Annotated in this window: 13 protein-coding genes; 1 reads left to right on the forward strand and 12 read right to left on the reverse strand. The window is 46.5% G+C overall.

The genetic code is table 11. The features are described 5' to 3' along the window. Positions 1 to 18: 18 nt before the first annotated feature. From metF to metB, 3 genes are read right to left on the reverse strand one after another with little or no spacing between them, the layout of a single operon-like run. Positions 19 to 906 (reverse strand): methylenetetrahydrofolate reductase, encoded by an 888-nt coding sequence (gene metF / locus DXX93_RS19415; protein ID WP_116009553.1) that lies wholly within the window; start codon positions 904 to 906, stop codon positions 19 to 21. After that, positions 903 to 3407 carry a bifunctional aspartate kinase/homoserine dehydrogenase II gene (gene metL / locus DXX93_RS19420; protein ID WP_116009554.1) on the reverse strand — a complete coding sequence of 835 codons (2505 nt, stop codon included), beginning with the start codon at positions 3405 to 3407 and terminating at the stop codon, positions 903 to 905. Before metL ends, metF begins: the two co-directional genes overlap by 4 nt. A gap of 10 nt (positions 3408 to 3417) precedes the next feature. Further along, positions 3418 to 4584 carry a cystathionine gamma-synthase gene (gene metB / locus DXX93_RS19425; RefSeq protein ID WP_116009555.1) on the reverse strand — a complete coding sequence of 389 codons (1167 nt, stop codon included), beginning with the start codon at positions 4582 to 4584 and terminating at the stop codon, positions 3418 to 3420. 235 nt (positions 4585 to 4819) lie between these two features. On the opposite strand from metB, the gene metJ reads away from it, so the two are divergent. Beyond that, positions 4820 to 5155 carry a met regulon transcriptional regulator MetJ gene (metJ, locus tag DXX93_RS19430; RefSeq protein ID WP_116009556.1) on the forward strand — a complete coding sequence of 112 codons (336 nt, stop codon included), beginning with the start codon at positions 4820 to 4822 and terminating at the stop codon, positions 5153 to 5155. A 99-nt stretch (positions 5156 to 5254) separates the two neighbouring features. Here the strand turns inward: metJ and DXX93_RS19435 are convergent, their stop codons facing one another. The 9 genes from DXX93_RS19435 to mutL form a co-directional block, all read right to left on the reverse strand. Continuing rightward, the gene (locus DXX93_RS19435; protein WP_116009557.1) at positions 5255 to 6499 is read right to left on the reverse strand and encodes a malic enzyme-like NAD(P)-binding protein; all 1245 of its coding nucleotides are present in this window, start codon (positions 6497 to 6499) and stop codon (positions 5255 to 5257) included. A 421-nt stretch (positions 6500 to 6920) separates the two neighbouring features. Continuing rightward, complete coding sequence (locus DXX93_RS19440; protein WP_116009558.1) at positions 6921 to 8219, reverse strand: adenylosuccinate synthase; 1299 nt, start codon at positions 8217 to 8219, stop codon at positions 6921 to 6923. Positions 8220 to 8367: 148 nt separating this feature from the next. After that, the gene (locus DXX93_RS19445; protein WP_116009559.1) at positions 8368 to 8916 is read right to left on the reverse strand and encodes a prepilin-type N-terminal cleavage/methylation domain-containing protein; all 549 of its coding nucleotides are present in this window, start codon (positions 8914 to 8916) and stop codon (positions 8368 to 8370) included. Between the two features lie 340 nt (positions 8917 to 9256). Beyond that, positions 9257 to 10141, reverse strand: coding sequence for a protease modulator HflC (gene hflC / locus DXX93_RS19450; protein ID WP_116009560.1), 885 nt, complete (start codon positions 10139 to 10141; stop codon positions 9257 to 9259). Between the two features lie 3 nt (positions 10142 to 10144). Next, positions 10145 to 11302, reverse strand: coding sequence for an FtsH protease activity modulator HflK (gene hflK / locus DXX93_RS19455; protein ID WP_116009561.1), 1158 nt, complete (start codon positions 11300 to 11302; stop codon positions 10145 to 10147). Between the two features lie 67 nt (positions 11303 to 11369). Further along, positions 11370 to 12656, reverse strand: coding sequence for a ribosome rescue GTPase HflX (hflX, locus tag DXX93_RS19460; RefSeq protein WP_116009562.1), 1287 nt, complete (start codon positions 12654 to 12656; stop codon positions 11370 to 11372). 39 nt (positions 12657 to 12695) lie between these two features. Further along, a complete protein-coding gene (hfq, locus tag DXX93_RS19465; RefSeq protein ID WP_116002023.1) occupies positions 12696 to 12944 on the reverse strand; it encodes an RNA chaperone Hfq in 249 nt (82 codons plus the stop codon). Positions 12945 to 13035: 91 nt separating this feature from the next. Next, on the reverse strand, positions 13036 to 13977 hold the full coding sequence (miaA, locus tag DXX93_RS19470) for a tRNA (adenosine(37)-N6)-dimethylallyltransferase MiaA (protein ID WP_374188954.1): 942 nt from the start codon (positions 13975 to 13977) through the stop codon (positions 13036 to 13038). Continuing rightward, positions 13978 to 15912 (reverse strand): DNA mismatch repair endonuclease MutL, encoded by a 1935-nt coding sequence (gene mutL, locus DXX93_RS19475; protein WP_116009564.1) that lies wholly within the window; start codon positions 15910 to 15912, stop codon positions 13978 to 13980.

Below are 15912 nucleotides of genomic sequence, written 5' to 3' on the forward strand. Positions count from 1 at the left end.
GGCCAGCCTAGCTTTCGGCTATTTAGGGCGAATACCTAAGGTGTGGCAAATGGCGTAGGTCAATTCCGCGCGATTAAGTGTGTAGAAGTGAAAATCTTTCACTCCTTCCTTGTGAAGCACTTTTACTTGTTCCATCGCAATATTGGCTCCCACTAAACGGCGTGTTGTTTCATCGTCATCCAACCCTTCATACATTTTTGGCATCCAGCTTGGTACGTGTACATTGGTTAACCCCGCAAATCGTTTAAGGGTGTTGTAGTTAGTGACAGGTAAAATGCCCGGAATGATTTCAACATCGATACCAACCGATGCACAGCGATCTCTAAAACGCAGGTATGACTCAATATCAAAAAAGAACTGGCTAATGGCACGCGACGCACCAGCATCAACTTTGCGCTTTAAGTTAAGCAAATCAAACTGCGGGTTTGGCGCTTCGGGGTGGCCTTCCGGGTAAGCAGCGACTGAAATATCAAAATCAGCGACCGACTTTAACAATTCAACGAGGTCAGCGGCGTACATAGATGGCTTTTCACTGCTATCGGGCAAGTCACCACGCAATGCCACAATATGACGCACACCGCTTTCCCAATAGTCTTTAGCGATCTGGATAAGCTCGTCACGCCCGGCATCAATACAGGTTAAATGCGGTGCCGCCAAAAGCGCAGTGTCCTTTTGAATGCGTTTAATCACGTCGTGAGTGCGATCGCGTGTGCCGCTGCCCGCACCGTATGTCACCGAGACAAAGCTTGGTTTAAGCGGCGCTAACCGTTCAATTGAGTTCCACAGTGTGGTTTCCATCTGAGGCGAATTTGGCGGGAAAAACTCAAACGAGACATTAATATCATTGCTAATTTCACTTAAACTTTGGTTAAGTGACTCGACTTGTCTGGCATGGCTATATGTCATTCGTTAATCCCCTTTAATTTCACTTGATGTTGTTTGCTGGACAGCTGTTTACAAGCATTCGCTAAATCGGAATGCAAGCCGCCAGCGGTGACTTCTCGGCCAGCACCAGGGCCGCGAATAATCAGCGGATTGTCTTGATACCAATCGCTTGTTACTTTAAATATGTTGTCGCACGGTATTAGGCTCGCAAATGCATCTGATGTGGCGATGCTTTCCAGCCTAACCTGTGCCGTGAGCTTGCCTGCATCAGCACTAAAACGCGCAATATAGCGAATACACTGCCCCGCTTGTTGCGCTTGTTTAAGACGCGCGGCAAATGGTTGATCTAATTCATCAACCCGCGCTAAGAATTCTGACAGCGATATGTCACGCAGTGCTTGAGGTACCAAGTTTTCACAAGTGATATCTTCCAGCGACAACTCAAATCCTGCCATACGCGCCAGAATCAGCAACTTTCGCTGGACGTCACGGCCCGATAAATCTTCGCGAGGGTCAGGTTCTGTGATCCCCTGTGATAGCGCATCGGTTAACAAGCGACCAAATGCTTGCGCGCCGTCGAAGTGCTCAAATAGCCATGACAAGGTGCCGGAAAAAATGCCCGAGATTTCGAGAATACGATCCCCGCTTTGCAGTAAATCGTCGATGGCATGATTTATGGGTAAGCCCGCACCAACGGTTGTGTTACCGAGCCATAACGCCTGATTTTCTGCCGCAATCGCCTTGTTAGCTTGATATTCAGCAAGCGGCGCAGACGCCGCCCACTTATTTGCGCCAATCACGTGAATACCATGACTAAAGAGCTGACCATACAATTGGCTAAATGCCTCACTCGGTGTGATATCGACAACAATGAGTTCGTCGTATGGGTGGGCAGTAAGTTGCTCAACCAAGCCATCTATCTGATATGGCGTTGCCAATTGCTGAAAGCTCGATACCGCATGCTCTGGCTCAATGCCGTCTAACTGAAATAAACGCTTTGTTGACGACAGCAACCCGACCAAGTGCACATTTTCCAGTGCTTTTACTTGCTCAAGTTGGCGCGGCAGCATCGCTAAGAACTGCTCACCTATATTGCCAAGACCAGCAACGACTAGCCCAATATGACGGGCGTCTTTGATCACGTCGTGATGCACGGTATTAAGTAACTCTGCGGTGACCGCTTGTGGCAGCACAGCGACTAAACTATCTTGGTGTAAGGCGTTAAAGAGCGCAATCATACCCTGGTGTTTTAATGCGCGTTTAAAGCGCGCACGCAAATTAGCGCGCTGCGCCGCTTGGTGACCAACGACAGCAATAATAGCGACAGGCGTGAATTTAATTTCCTGCCCCAAGCTCACCAGAGACTCACTGATGAGCTTTTGTTGCGCTAGACGAATCACTAACTGCCCGGTGTTTACATCACCACTGAGCGCAGCAAATTCACTCGCGATTTGCTGACCTTGCTCGCCTTTTAACGCAGCTGATTCAACTAACAATAAATCATTCAATGAGGTTACTGACAGCTCTTGTTGAGCAATCTGACCAAAGTCACCAACTTCCGTGCCAATGGTCGCCGGGTCAAAACTGCTGGCCACATTCAAATGGCTACCAACTTGCACTAGCGGCTTGAGTGTTTTGGCATGCAGTACCGGGTTGCCCAGCCGCCCCAGTTCTTTGGCAACCGTTCTCGGCACGCGGTGCAGCTTTCTCGCTAGCGGCACGACACGAGGATCCGCACTATAAATACCATCAACGTCCGTCCACAACGTAACATTTTGCGCATCCGTTAAGGCCGCTAAAATCGTGGCCGAATAATCACTGCCATTGCGCCCAAGTGTGCAAGGTAAACCTTGAGCGTCACGGGCAATATAACCGGTGATCACCGCCAGTTGTTGCCCGTTTAATTGGCGCTGCAGCTTGTCGCGACTCTGCTCATAATCAACCTGGCAATTGACTTCATCATCAATGACTAGAAATGTTCTCGCATCAATAGCATAGCTAGGGCAAACCCGCTCTGCCAAGACAGCAGCGAGCAACCTTGCTGACCACATTTCACCAAATGCCAACAACTCAGCTTCGTGCGCCCGAATATCGAGCTGTAACCATTTAGCCAGTAGCGCGAAGTCCTGCTCAATAGCAGTGAACAGCGCTCCTGTGTTCACGTCACTGAGTAACCCTTTAGCGAGACCTTGTTGTTTTTGTTTTAAACCATCGATTGCTTGATGCAATTGATCGCTATTCTCAATGGCCAGTTGAAAAATTTCGATAAGATCGTCGGTGGTATCACCATTGGCAGAAACCACAACAATGTCATCCAACTGACAATTGCGCTGAATGATTTCGACCACGCGATTAACACACTCAACAGACGCTAGCGAGCTACCACCAAACTTATGCACTTCAACTGCATGCTTGGCTAACCTATTTTGAGGTAGTTCACTTCGAGGTAGCTCATTTCGAGGTAGCTCATTTCGAGGTAGATCGTTTTGAGGTAAATTATTTGGGGCTAGATGACTACTCATGACTTCACACTTAGGCTTTGACTTGCTGACTCGCATTCAGGCCGGCATCGAGATCAGCCAAAATATCGCTGATGTCTTCAATCCCCACCGATAGGCGTACTAACGACTGGCTAATGCCCGCGGCTTTTTGTGCCGCTAAGTCCATCCCTGCATGTGTCATGGTTGACGGGTGGCTAATTAAGCTCTCAACACCACCTAGCGACTGAGCTAAGGTAAACAATGACAAGTTGTCGAACAGAGTGCGAACGGCATCTTCACCGCCTTTAATTTCAAAGCTCAACATCGCGCCAAAATCTTGCTGTTGACGTTTAGCAAGCGCGTGTTGCGGATGATCGTTCAGCCCAGGGAAATACACTTTCTCTACGGCTGGGTGCTTCACTAAAAACGCGGCGACGGCATTGGCATTTTGCTGATGAGCAGCCATGCGCAATGGCAGAGTTTTCAAGCCGCGTAAGGCAAGGAAACTGTCAAATGCCGCACCGGTAATACCGATGCAATTTGCCCACCAAGCAAGCTCTTCACCAAGCGCCTGATCTTTGGTGACTAATACCCCACCAACAACGTCACTGTGACCGTTGATATATTTCGTCGTGGAATGGAAAACCATATCTGCCCCCAGCGCTAACGGCTGTTGCAATACCGGGGACAGGAAAGTATTATCAACCGCAACCAGTGCGCCCACGGCTTTACTCGCCGTGGCGATTTTTTCAATATCAACCAAACGTAATAATGGATTGCTTGGCGTTTCAATGAGTACCAACTTAGGTTTTTGCGCCAATGCGTCAGAGAGGGCGCGCTCATCGCTTTGATCGACAACAAGCAAGTCAAACTGACCCCGTTTAGCCAAATGGACAAATAAGCGATAACTGCCACCGTAACAATCGTGCGGGATAACCACCTTGTCGCCGACAGACAATAACTGACAAATCAAATGCACAGCCGCCATGCCCGTGCTAGTGACAATACCTAGCGCACCACCTTCTAACTCGGCAATCGTCTGTCCAAATGTGGCACGTGTTGGGTTACCTGTGCGCGAATAATCGAATTCGCGTTTTTGATTAAAACCTTTGAGGGAATAAGTGCTCGATAAGTGAATTGGAGCAACAACAGCACCGTGATGTTGGTCGCGATTAATACCTGCTCTAGCAGCGGTAGTTGCAGCTTTTTGCTTGCTCATAAGATTCACCTGTGGACAAATTCAAAGATTAGATGTTTAGACGTCTATAAATCTATCTGTTTTAAAATTATCGGTCAAGCAGTTTTAGACATCTAAACTTCTACACATATAGGTTGACTGTAATATGCCACCGAGTACAATTTAACGTTGATATCTGGGTTGCTATGAAAAGACATGACAGCGCATTAAAAATGCTGACCATCACCCAACTAATAATAATCTAAGAGGTACTTAAATGGCTGATTGGAATGGCGAATATATTAATCCTTACGCTGAGCACGGCAAAAAAAGTGAACAAGTCAAAAAAATCACCGTCTCAATCCCACTGCGGGTATTGAAAGTGCTAACTGATGAGCGTACCCGTCGCCAAGTTAACAATTTACGCCATGCCACCAATAGCGAGTTGCTATGTGAAGCATTTTTGCATGCGTTCACAGGCCAACCCTTGCCAAATGATAACGACCTTGCCAAGGACAACGAACACCGCTTACCAGAGGCCGTGCGTGAAGCCTTAATAGCACAAGGAATAACTGATTTTTCTCAATTCGACACTGAAGACGAAGAAGACTAATATGGCGCACTCGCGCTCAGCTAAAAAAGGCGCTTAAAGCGCCTTTTTTAATGCTATAAGCCACTGTTTTTACAACAACTAGCCATCAAACTAACGCACTTACTTAGCCATATAGTTTTCTGGCATTGGCAGTGCCGCCACACCTGAGTCAACAGCCGCTTGCGCAACAGCTTTCGCCACACGCGCTTTTAATCGACTATCCATTGGCTTAGGAATAATGTAATCGCGACCAAAGTTTAGGCTTTTATCACCGCTCGCGGTTAAGACTTCTGCTGGCACATCTTCTTTCGCCAAGTCGCGTATTGCGTTTACTGCGGCAATTTTCATTTCATCGTTAATCGCTTTCGCGCGGACATCTAACGCACCACGGAAAATAAACGGGAAACACAACACATTGTTCACTTGGTTTGGATAGTCTGAACGACCCGTAGCGATGATAACGTCATCGCGAGTCGCTAAAGCAAGCTCAGGTTTAATTTCAGGGTCTGGGTTTGAGCAAGCAAAAACAACGGGGTTGGGTGCCATCTTCGCCAACTGCTCAGCAGCAAGTAAATCTGGACCAGAAACGCCAACAAATACATCTGCGCCATCGATAGCATCGTCAAGCGTGCGCTTATCGGTATTATTCGCAAATTGTCTTTTGTACTCGTTGATATCATCACGACGTGTATGAATAACCCCTTTGCGATCAAGCATGTATATTTTTTCGCGTTGTGCACCACACTTAATCAACAGCTCCATGCACGCAATTGCCGCAGCACCCGCTCCCATACAAACAATATTGGCATCGCGAATTTCTTTGCCTTGAATATCAAGTGCGTTCAGCATCCCCGCTGCAGTCACAATTGCCGTACCGTGCTGGTCGTCATGGAAAATAGGAACGCGGCAGCGCTCAATTAGCGCACGCTCTATTTCAAAACACTCAGGGGCTTTGATATCTTCAAGGTTTACCCCACCGAATGAGTCAGCAATATTGGCGACGGTCGTCACAAATTCTTCAACGGTATTGTGCTTAACTTCGATGTCGAACGAATCAATGTCAGCAAAACGTTTAAACAACAATGCCTTACCCTCCATTACTGGCTTTGACGCCAGTGGACCTAAATTGCCAAGCCCTAAAATCGCGCTACCATCAGATATCACAGCAACTGTATTACCTTTCGCTGTGTATTTGTATACGTTATCTGGGTTGTCAGCAATTTCTCGTACTGGCTCAGCAACACCCGGGCTGTAAGCCAATGCAAGGTCTTTACTCGTTTCCGCGGGCGTGGTTAGGGAAACACTGATTTTTCCCGGGGTTGGCAGGGCATGGTAGTCCAATGCCTGCTGTTTTAAATCTGTCATCTTCGTTCCCTTACATGAACACGTTGTTAACTTGATGGATGTAATTGTATTTGTAAATCACATACTTATTATGTTTATTATTATGATAGTTTATATGGTATTGGATTTAAGATGACGATGACAAGGTCATTTTTTAATAGAAAGTGGCTGTAACTCATGCCAATTAAGAGGTTAGACCAATGCCCTTGATGAGTTAAATCCAAGATAATCCGCTAAATTAGCAAAGAAAAGTTAATATTTTTGCGTTACGCCTACATAACTTTGAGCTATGAATTGTTCAAAAATTAATATGGTATGGCGAGTAAAGTCACAAGAATCGCTGCTTGCCGCCTCAGCGTATCATTTCGCGCTAAATATTAAAGACAAACAGACATAAAAAAACCAGCCAAGAGGCTGGTTTTTACTGACACTAATGTATCTGCTATTCGTCGAACGGATTAACCAAAATCATGGTTTCGTTGCGATCTGGGCCAGTAGATACGATATCGATTGGCACCCCAGTGACTTCTTCTAAACGCTTAATGTAAGCAACAGCATTTGCTGGAAGCTCATCGAAAGAAGTTGCACCGACAGTTGATTCATCCCAACCTGGCATAGATTCATACACTGGCGTGATTTGCTCATAGCCTTCCGCTGCTGTTGGCGGCACAGTGATGATTTCACCATTGGCTGTTTTGTAGCCAGTACAGATTTTTAACTCTTTTAAGCCATCAAGTACGTCAAGCTTAGTTAAACAGAAGCCTGAAATACTGTTGATTTGCACGGCGCGGTGCATAGCAACAGCATCAAACCAGCCACAACGACGCTCGCGGCCTGTGGTAGCGCCAAACTCGTGGCCTACTGTACCTAAGTGGTTACCGATCTCATCGTCTAATTCTGTTGGGAATGGACCAGAGCCAACACGTGTCGTGTAAGCTTTGGTAATACCTAACACGTAATCTAAGTAACGCGGACCAAAACCACAACCTGTTGCCACACCACCAACGGTAGTGTTTGAAGACGTTACGTATGGGTATGTGCCGTGGTCAATATCAAGTAAGGTACCTTGAGCACCTTCAAACATGATTGATTCACCGTTCTTGCGTGCTTGATCTAGCAGTTCTGCAATGTCAGCAACCATACCTTTGATCACCTCAGCAACGGACATTGCGTCTGCTAGCACTTCTTCATAGCTAACTGGCTCAGCTTTGTAGTAGTTCACTAATGCGAAGTTGTGGTACTCAACGATTTCTTTTAATTTAGCGGCAAACGAGTCTGCACAGAATAAATCGCCAACACGCAAGCCGCGACGAGCGACTTTGTCTTCATACGCTGGGCCAATACCACGGCCTGTCGTACCAATCGCTTTGCTACCACGAGCTTTTTCACGCGCGGCATCAAGCGCATTGTGGTAAGGCAAAATTAATGGACATGCGTCAGAGATAAGTAAACGTTCGCGTACTGGTACGCCGCGTTCTTCTAACATAGTGATTTCAGCCATCAGGGCTTTTGGACACAGTACAACACCGTTACCGATCAAACACTTTACATTGTCACGTAAAACGCCAGATGGAATTAAATGAAGAACGGTTTTTTCACCATTGATTACTAGTGTGTGGCCTGCGTTATGGCCGCCTTGATAACGTACTACGTACTTTGCTTTGTCTGTGAGTAAGTCAACAACTTTACCCTTACCCTCGTCACCCCATTGGGTGCCCAGAACTACAACGTTTTTTCCCATGATTACATGTTGGTAAGAAAATTAGGCGGCGATTCTACCAGAGATCAAAAATGAGTCCAAGTTTTATTGGTTAATTTTAACGCATAAGGGGATAGATTAACTCTTGGCAAAAGGCTGAATAGCCTAGGGCTGTTAGCCCTGCATCCAGCTAACATGATGTAGCGGTTTGTGTGCCGCAAGCACTAACGCTACCGCTGATAGAGTTGTAAAGCACGCCGAGTTTAGCCGCACTTCTAGCCGCCGTATCGCCATTCGCGCGATAAACAAAAGAACATGAGGTGTTACCACTGTGGCGATAGCTTTGGAAGTCTTGAGACGTATCTGCATCTGCTCTTGGGCCATCAACCAGTAGGTAATTCCAAAGCGCATGACAGCCTGCACTACCTCGTCCAACGTTATCATTCGCATTGCCTTTGTTGGTGCCAAGAGGCCAGCCATTCGTGCTCATATCCAATGTACCGTCCCCAAAACCCGGCATATTTTGAATACGCCCTGGCGCTCCAGCAATTTGCCAGCGCAAATGGGCGTCATTGGCCGCTTTTTCAAAGTTGGCGGCAAATGTGCGAACCGCAGCTAAATTGGCATCCTCGGTCAAATCAATCAACCTAGGTACCGCCGTGGCGGCAACAATGCCAAGAATCACAATGACGATAATCAGCTCAATTAATGTAAAGCCATTGTGTGGACGACTACCCATTGAACAGATCCTTTTGTTCAAGCTTGGCACTAGTGTTCAAGTTCAGCACAGATAGCGCAACTTTTTGGTAAACAACGGTATACCTAAGCACACGGCAATGACAAACACAGTACTTTGCAAAGCGTAAGTAGTTAACCAATTGATACATAAATCAATTTAGGTGAGTGACTATAGTAACCCTAGTTAAAGTTAATGAATTTGTCGAGATTTGACGAAAGTCACAGCAGACTATAGGTGAAGGGGCAATCGCTTTAAGTTTGCAATTTCGCTAGAAAAAACCATAAAAAAGGCCACAAAGTTGTGGCCTTTACAATTGTCAGATAACGAACCCGACGGTGCGTTACTTATCTTGCTTATCGTTTTTCAAATAATTGAAAAACTCGCTATCCGGTTTAACGACCATAATATCGCTCTTGCTGTTAAAGCTATTTTCATAAGCTTCTAAGCTACGGAAGAAAGCATAGAACTCTGCGTCTTTACTGTACGCATCGGCGTAAACTTTTGCCGCAGTTGCATCACCTTGACCGCGAATCTGCTGCGCGTTCTTTTGCGCATCAGCTAACATAACGGTGACTTTAGCGTCAATTTCAGCGCGAATAATTTCAGATTGCTCTTGACCCTTTGAGCGGTGCTCTTTGGCTACAGCATTACGCTCTGCACGCATACGCTCAAAAATTGAGTTACTGACTTCGTTAGGCAAGTTAATCGCTTTAACACGTACATCAATGACTTCGATACCTAAGTCATCACGGCTGCTTTCCGCACTTTCACGCGCTTTTGCCATTAAACCATCGCGATCACCAGAGACAATTTCTTGAATGGTGCGCGTACCAAACTCAGTGCGCAGGCCGTTGTTTACTTTCTGCTTCAATAAGATTGACGCTTGATCAAAACTCCCCGAAGTACGTAAGTAGAACCTTGAGAAATCAACAATACGCCATTTCACGTATGAATCGACCATTAAGTCTTTTTTCTCAGCGGTGACGAAGCGATCTGGCGCTTCATCTAGCGTTTGAATTCGAGCGTCTAGGCGCTTCACGTTTTCGATCAAAGGGATCTTAAAATGTAAGCCGGGTTCGTAAATACGCATTTCACCCGTGTCAGCATCACGTTTGATTTTTGAGAACTGGAAAACGATACCACGCTGCCCTTCCGGTACGACAAATACCGCAGATACCACCAAAATAAACAGTAGCGCGAACGCTGTCACAATAAAGTTTTTCATTGCTTAGTTTCTCCCACTGTTAAATCTATCACTGCGCCCAACGTTTGAAGTAGGAGAAGAGTTCTTCCCCGTGCTGGCAGGCACACTACTTACTGACGAAGGAACGATGCGTGTTGGTGCGGCTTGCTGCTGCATGATTTTATCAAGCGGTAAGTACATCATGTTGTTACCACCTTCAACATCAACCATCACTTTACTGGTGTTACCGTAAACTTTTTCCATACTCGCTAAGTACATACGCTGACGAGTAACTTGAGGCGCGGCTTGGTACTCAGGTAAGATTTTTTCGAAACGCGCAACCGCACCTTCCGCTTCCAGTACCGTTTGTTGCTGGTAAGCTAACGCTTCCTGCTCCATGCGATTAACGCGACCACGTGCTCTTGGCTCGATACTGCGCGCATAGGCCTCAGCTTCTTGAATAAAACGCTCTTCATCCGCTTGTGCGGCAATCGCGTCATCAAACGCTTCTTTGACTTCCTCAGGTGGACGCGCATCTTTAAAGTTAACGTCTACGACCAATAAGCCTAAGTTGTATGACTCTATGATACCGTCAAGCTCTTCACGCACCTTTTGGCGAACGTCTTCACGACCACTGGTTAACACATCGTCCATTTTTGCATGGCCAACAACATAACGCAGTGCACTGTCTAAGGCGTCACTCAGGCTATTATCCGCATTCGTGACACTAAATATGTAGTCGCGTGGGTCGATAACTCGGTATTGCACTTCCATTTCAACGCGCACGACATTTTCGTCTTGTGTCAGCATAAAGCCTTCAGCACGAATATCACGCGTCGTTTGCACGTCGACAGGAATGATGTTTTCAATAAAGGTCCACTTCCAGCTCAAACCAGGCTCTACCACACCAACATATTCACCAAAGCGCAATTTAATGCCGCGTTCAGCTTCTTTGATGGTGTATACACAGGTAAATAAGTACGCAACTAACGCGATCACTAGTGCCAACGTTACGGCAATACCAGAAAAGTTGTTTCCGGTGCCACCAGCACTGGCGCCACCGCCAGACTTGCCACCGAAAAGACCGTTAAACTTATTGCCTAAGTCTTTGAATAGATCGTCTAAATCTGGTGGTCCTTGGTTGTTACCACCTTTGTTTTTCCAGGGATCTTTATCGTTATTCCCCGGCTCATTCCACGCCATGACGCACTCCGCAACAATGTGACTTTGAAATTAAAATTATAAAGAAAGCCAATAATATATCAGCCTGTTAGCTTTCGATAAAGCGTTCCACGCTCGCTTTGTCTTGTTTGATCAAACGATTCCACTCGCGAATGGGCAACTTAATATCCACTAAACAGTTGCCTTGTTCGTCGTAATCCTCACGAGCAATACAATTGAGTTGATATAAGGCACCGAGTAATTTGCCAGCAGTGGGAGGGATTTTTAGACTGTGTTTTACCACTTGACGGCCCATGCGCTCTGCCAATGCTTCAAACAACAAGTCGACACCAATATCTGCTTGTGCCGACAACCACACCCTAATTGGCTGACCGTTTTCATCTCTGTCGATACGTGGCTGACAGTCGCTGAGTTTATCTATTTTGTTACAAATTAATAACTGAGGGACTTCACCGGCATCAATTTCGTCCAAGACACTTTGCACTTCGTTGATATTTTCAGTACGCCTTTCGTCAGCGATATCAATCACGTGTAGTAGTAACTCGGCTTCTCTGGTTTCGGTTAGTGTCGCTTTAAATGCAGCCACTAAGTCATGGGGCAAATGACGAATAAAACCGACAGTATCGGCGAGAATAACACGACCAACGTCTTCAACTTCAATTTTTCTCAACGTGGGATCTAAGGTAGCAAAAAGCTGATCAGCCGCATAAACATTGGCTTGGGTAATCAAATTGAATAATGTCGACTTACCTGCATTGGTATAGCCAACCAGCGATAAGGTTGGAATTTCCGCCCTCACGCGTGAGCGACGGCCTTGCTGGCGCTGCTTTTCAACCTTTTCCAATCGCTTGGTAATATTGTTCATGCGCTCACGTAGCAAGCGTCTATCGGTTTCGAGCTGTGTTTCACCCGGGCCGCGCAAGCCAATACCACCTTTTTGGCGTTCCAAGTGCGTCCAACCTCGAATGAGTCGAGTACTGATATGCCGCAGTTGGGCCAGCTCTACTTGCAGTTTACCCTCATGGGTGCGAGCGCGTTGTGCAAAAATATCGAGAATAAGCGTGGTGCGGTCAATCACTCGACATTGGCACAAAGCTTCAATATTTTTTTCTTGGGATGGAGAAAGCGCGTGGTTAAACAGCACGACATTCGCGTCAAAGAGGTTAACGGCGTCAGCAATTTCTTCCGCTTTACCACTACCGACAAAATATTTAGGGTGAGGAGCATTTCGCTTACCAGTGACCACTGATAGCGCATTAACGCCAGCAGATGACACTAGCATTTTGAATTCTTGTAGGTCTTCTCTGCTGCTTTCGTCGGGAAAGTCTACATGAACAAGTATTGCCTGCTCACCTGCTTGATAACGATCAAACAAATGAGCAACTCCACACAATACTAGGTATTATCATGAATATTAACTGTCCTGATTAAAGTCAGGTTGACCTTGAGGTGCCGTGTTGACTGCGCGAGCAGGAACGACGGTGGAAATGGCGTGTTTGTATACCATTTGACTCACAGTGTTTTTAAGCAAGATAACAAACTGATCAAACGATTCGACTTGACCTTGTAATTTAATACCGTTAACTAAGTAGATTGCTACAGGAATGCGATCACGACGAAGCGCATTTAAAAATGGGTCTTGTAAAGATTGCCCCTTTGCCATTCTTTGGCCCCTTTTGTTATTGTTAGATAAATTAAGCTAAAAAGTTTTTATTAATCAAATAGTCAGTAACAAGCTAAGTATAATACAAAGATTATAGTTTGCTCACTGCCGACAATACTTGTGCTAAGTTAGTGCTATCGTCCATGTCTAACCGATGTAAATTTGGCCAGTTCCTTAACCAAGTTAGCTGTCTTTTCGCCAGCTGTCTAGTGGCACAAACGCCACGGAATACCATTTCATCGAAATCGCATTCACCATTGAGATGCTGCCACATTTGACGATAGCCCACACATCGAATGGATGGTAAGTCCTCGTGCAGATCTCCCCGCGATTTAAGCTTAACCACTTCTTGCTTAAAATCTTGGGCAATCATTTGCTGAAATCTTTGTTCAATACGCTGATGAAGCGTTGCCCGATCGGCAGGCACTATCGCAAATTGTAAAACATCTCCTTGCAGGGTATCACCTTTTACCGCGGTTAATTGTGTCAAAGTGTTTCCCGTTAAGCGGTACACTTCAAGTGCACGCGTTAACCGCTGGGGGTCATTCGGGTGTATGCGCTCAGCAGAAACAGGGTCGACCTGCTGCAATTCGTTGTGCAAATACTCCCAACCATGGGTTTGTGCCTGTTCATTAATTTCGGCACGCACTTGAGGCGATGCTTCTGGTAATGGCGAGATGCCATCAATCAGACTTTTAAAGTACATCATAGTTCCACCAACGAGTAGTGGAATTTTCCCTTGCGCCCGAATTTCAGCAATTGCACGCAGCGCATCACGACAAAAATCGGCCGCCGAGTAACTTTCGCTCGGGTCAATAATATCAATTAAGCGGTGCGGATACTTAGCTTGTTCTTCTGCCGTAGGTTTCGCGGTACCTATATCCATTCCCCGATAAACCAATGCAGAATCAACACTGATGATCTCACACGGCAAAGCGTCATATAACGCCATGGCGAGTGCCGTTTTACCAGAAGCTGTTGGCCCCATTAAACAAATAACAGGCGGTTGTTTATCCAGTTCAGACATATTTATTCAGTGTAATTGCGATATTGCAGAGGTAAGGTCTAGTGGTGCTGATTTCAAGTCGCAAAGCTGATTTAGTTGCTCGCCAAGCACAGTTTCTGCTTGTCGCCACAGTTGCTTAGCACTTGCGGCGTCAAACGAACTCGGCGTCATCAGTTGCGCAAACTGCTGCTTAAACACCGCGATTGTATCGGTATCAGCGCCAATCGTATCACTCGATAGCTCCAGCATTTGTGTAATGAGCGTTTGTGTGCAGCTTGCGACATCAAACGCGCGCAGCATCGCCGGAAACTGGCGCACTTGCACTTTGTTACCCGCTTGAATCTGCAAAACAATGCCCGCTTGTTCAATCAAGGCCATATGACTATTAAGCCAATCGATTGCTCGTTCATTTAAGGTTAGCACTATCGGTAGCAATAAAGGTTGGCTGGTTAAGCCTTGCGCCCATCGTTGCTCGACTAACACAGCATTGGTCGCATGGCTAATGTCTTCAAGTTTTAGTAGCACTAACTGACCTTGGTGATTAATCAAGGCGATACTGTCATCAATAATGTGTAGTAAATCAGGTAAAAGCTGCTGACTTGACGCTTGCTCAATAGCATTTGGCACCTGGTCGCTATTGTCGCTAGATTTAGCGGTCATCAACGCCTGATAACTTTGCGCTGCTTGGCGCATATCGCCACTCGTCGCAGCACCAGCGCCCCCATAACTTGTCGAGTAACCTGCACCTGAGGCAGCGGCATCATTTACCTGTGAAGCGCGCTTTAACGGCCTGACATAATCTCGATCAGTATAATCTCGTTCGGCACTTGCTGCATATGAGGTATCACCGACATTGGGTGTTTGCGGCTGGGCCAATACACCAATATCGGGCGTCAAAGCACTGGGCGACAGCTCGCCATCTACCGGATCTTGTTCACCGCCAATGAGCACCTCTTGCTGGTTCAACGCTTGCTGCAGCGCTTGATGGCAAACCGAGTAGATAAAGTCGTGAACATAGCGCCCCTGATGAAAACGCACTTCGTGTTTTGCTGGGTGCACGTTGACATCAACTTCTTTGTGATCTAGGTTGAGAAAAAGCACAAAGGCAGGGTAGCTGTCGTTCGGAATCCACTGAGCGAAGGCTTGGCGAATACCGTGATTGATCAGCTTGTCGCGCATCATCCGGCCATTCACATAGCTATAACACAAATCATTTTGGCTGCGATGTTGCTCGGGGTGGGCGAGCCAGCCCCACAAATGCAGGCCGTCGTGATGACAATCAACCTTGATAGCCTGCTCAACAAACTTTTGCCCACAAACTAAACCAACGCGTTTGGCAAACTGCTCAGCATTTTTAATGGCGCGATATTGGCGCACCATTTTACCGTTGTGGCTGAGTGAAAAACTGACATCAAAACGGGCTAACGCAATCCGGCGAATAACTTCATCAATATGATTAAATTCAGTTTTTTCAGTGCGTAAAAATTTACGGCGCGCAGGCGTATTAAAAAACAGATCGTTAACTTCAATGGTCGTGCCATTGGGGTGCGCCGCAGGTTGCACAGTAACCGCCATATCGCGGCCTGTGGCAAACGCTTGCCAGGCATTTTCTTGCGCTGCGGGCTTTGAGGTGAGCGTTAACCGCGACACCGAGCTGATACTGGCCAGTGCTTCGCCACGGAAGCCCAAACTGGCAATCGCTTCCAAATCATCAAGATCTTTAATTTTACTGGTAGCGTGCCGACTAAGGGCAAGTGTTAGCTCGTCTTTAACGATCCCCTTGCCGTTATCCGCAATTCGGATAAGTTTGGCTCCACCTTTCTCAATATCGATAGCAATTTTGGTGGCACCGGCATCTAGGCTGTTTTCGATCAACTCTTTGACAACCGATGCTGGGCGCTCAACCACTTCGCCCGCGGCAATTTGGTTGGCCAGACGAGCGGGTAAGATTTCAATGCCCAT

This window comes from Thalassotalea euphylliae, assembly GCF_003390335.1.
GTDB lineage: Bacteria > Pseudomonadota > Gammaproteobacteria > Enterobacterales > Alteromonadaceae > Thalassotalea_F > Thalassotalea_F euphylliae_B.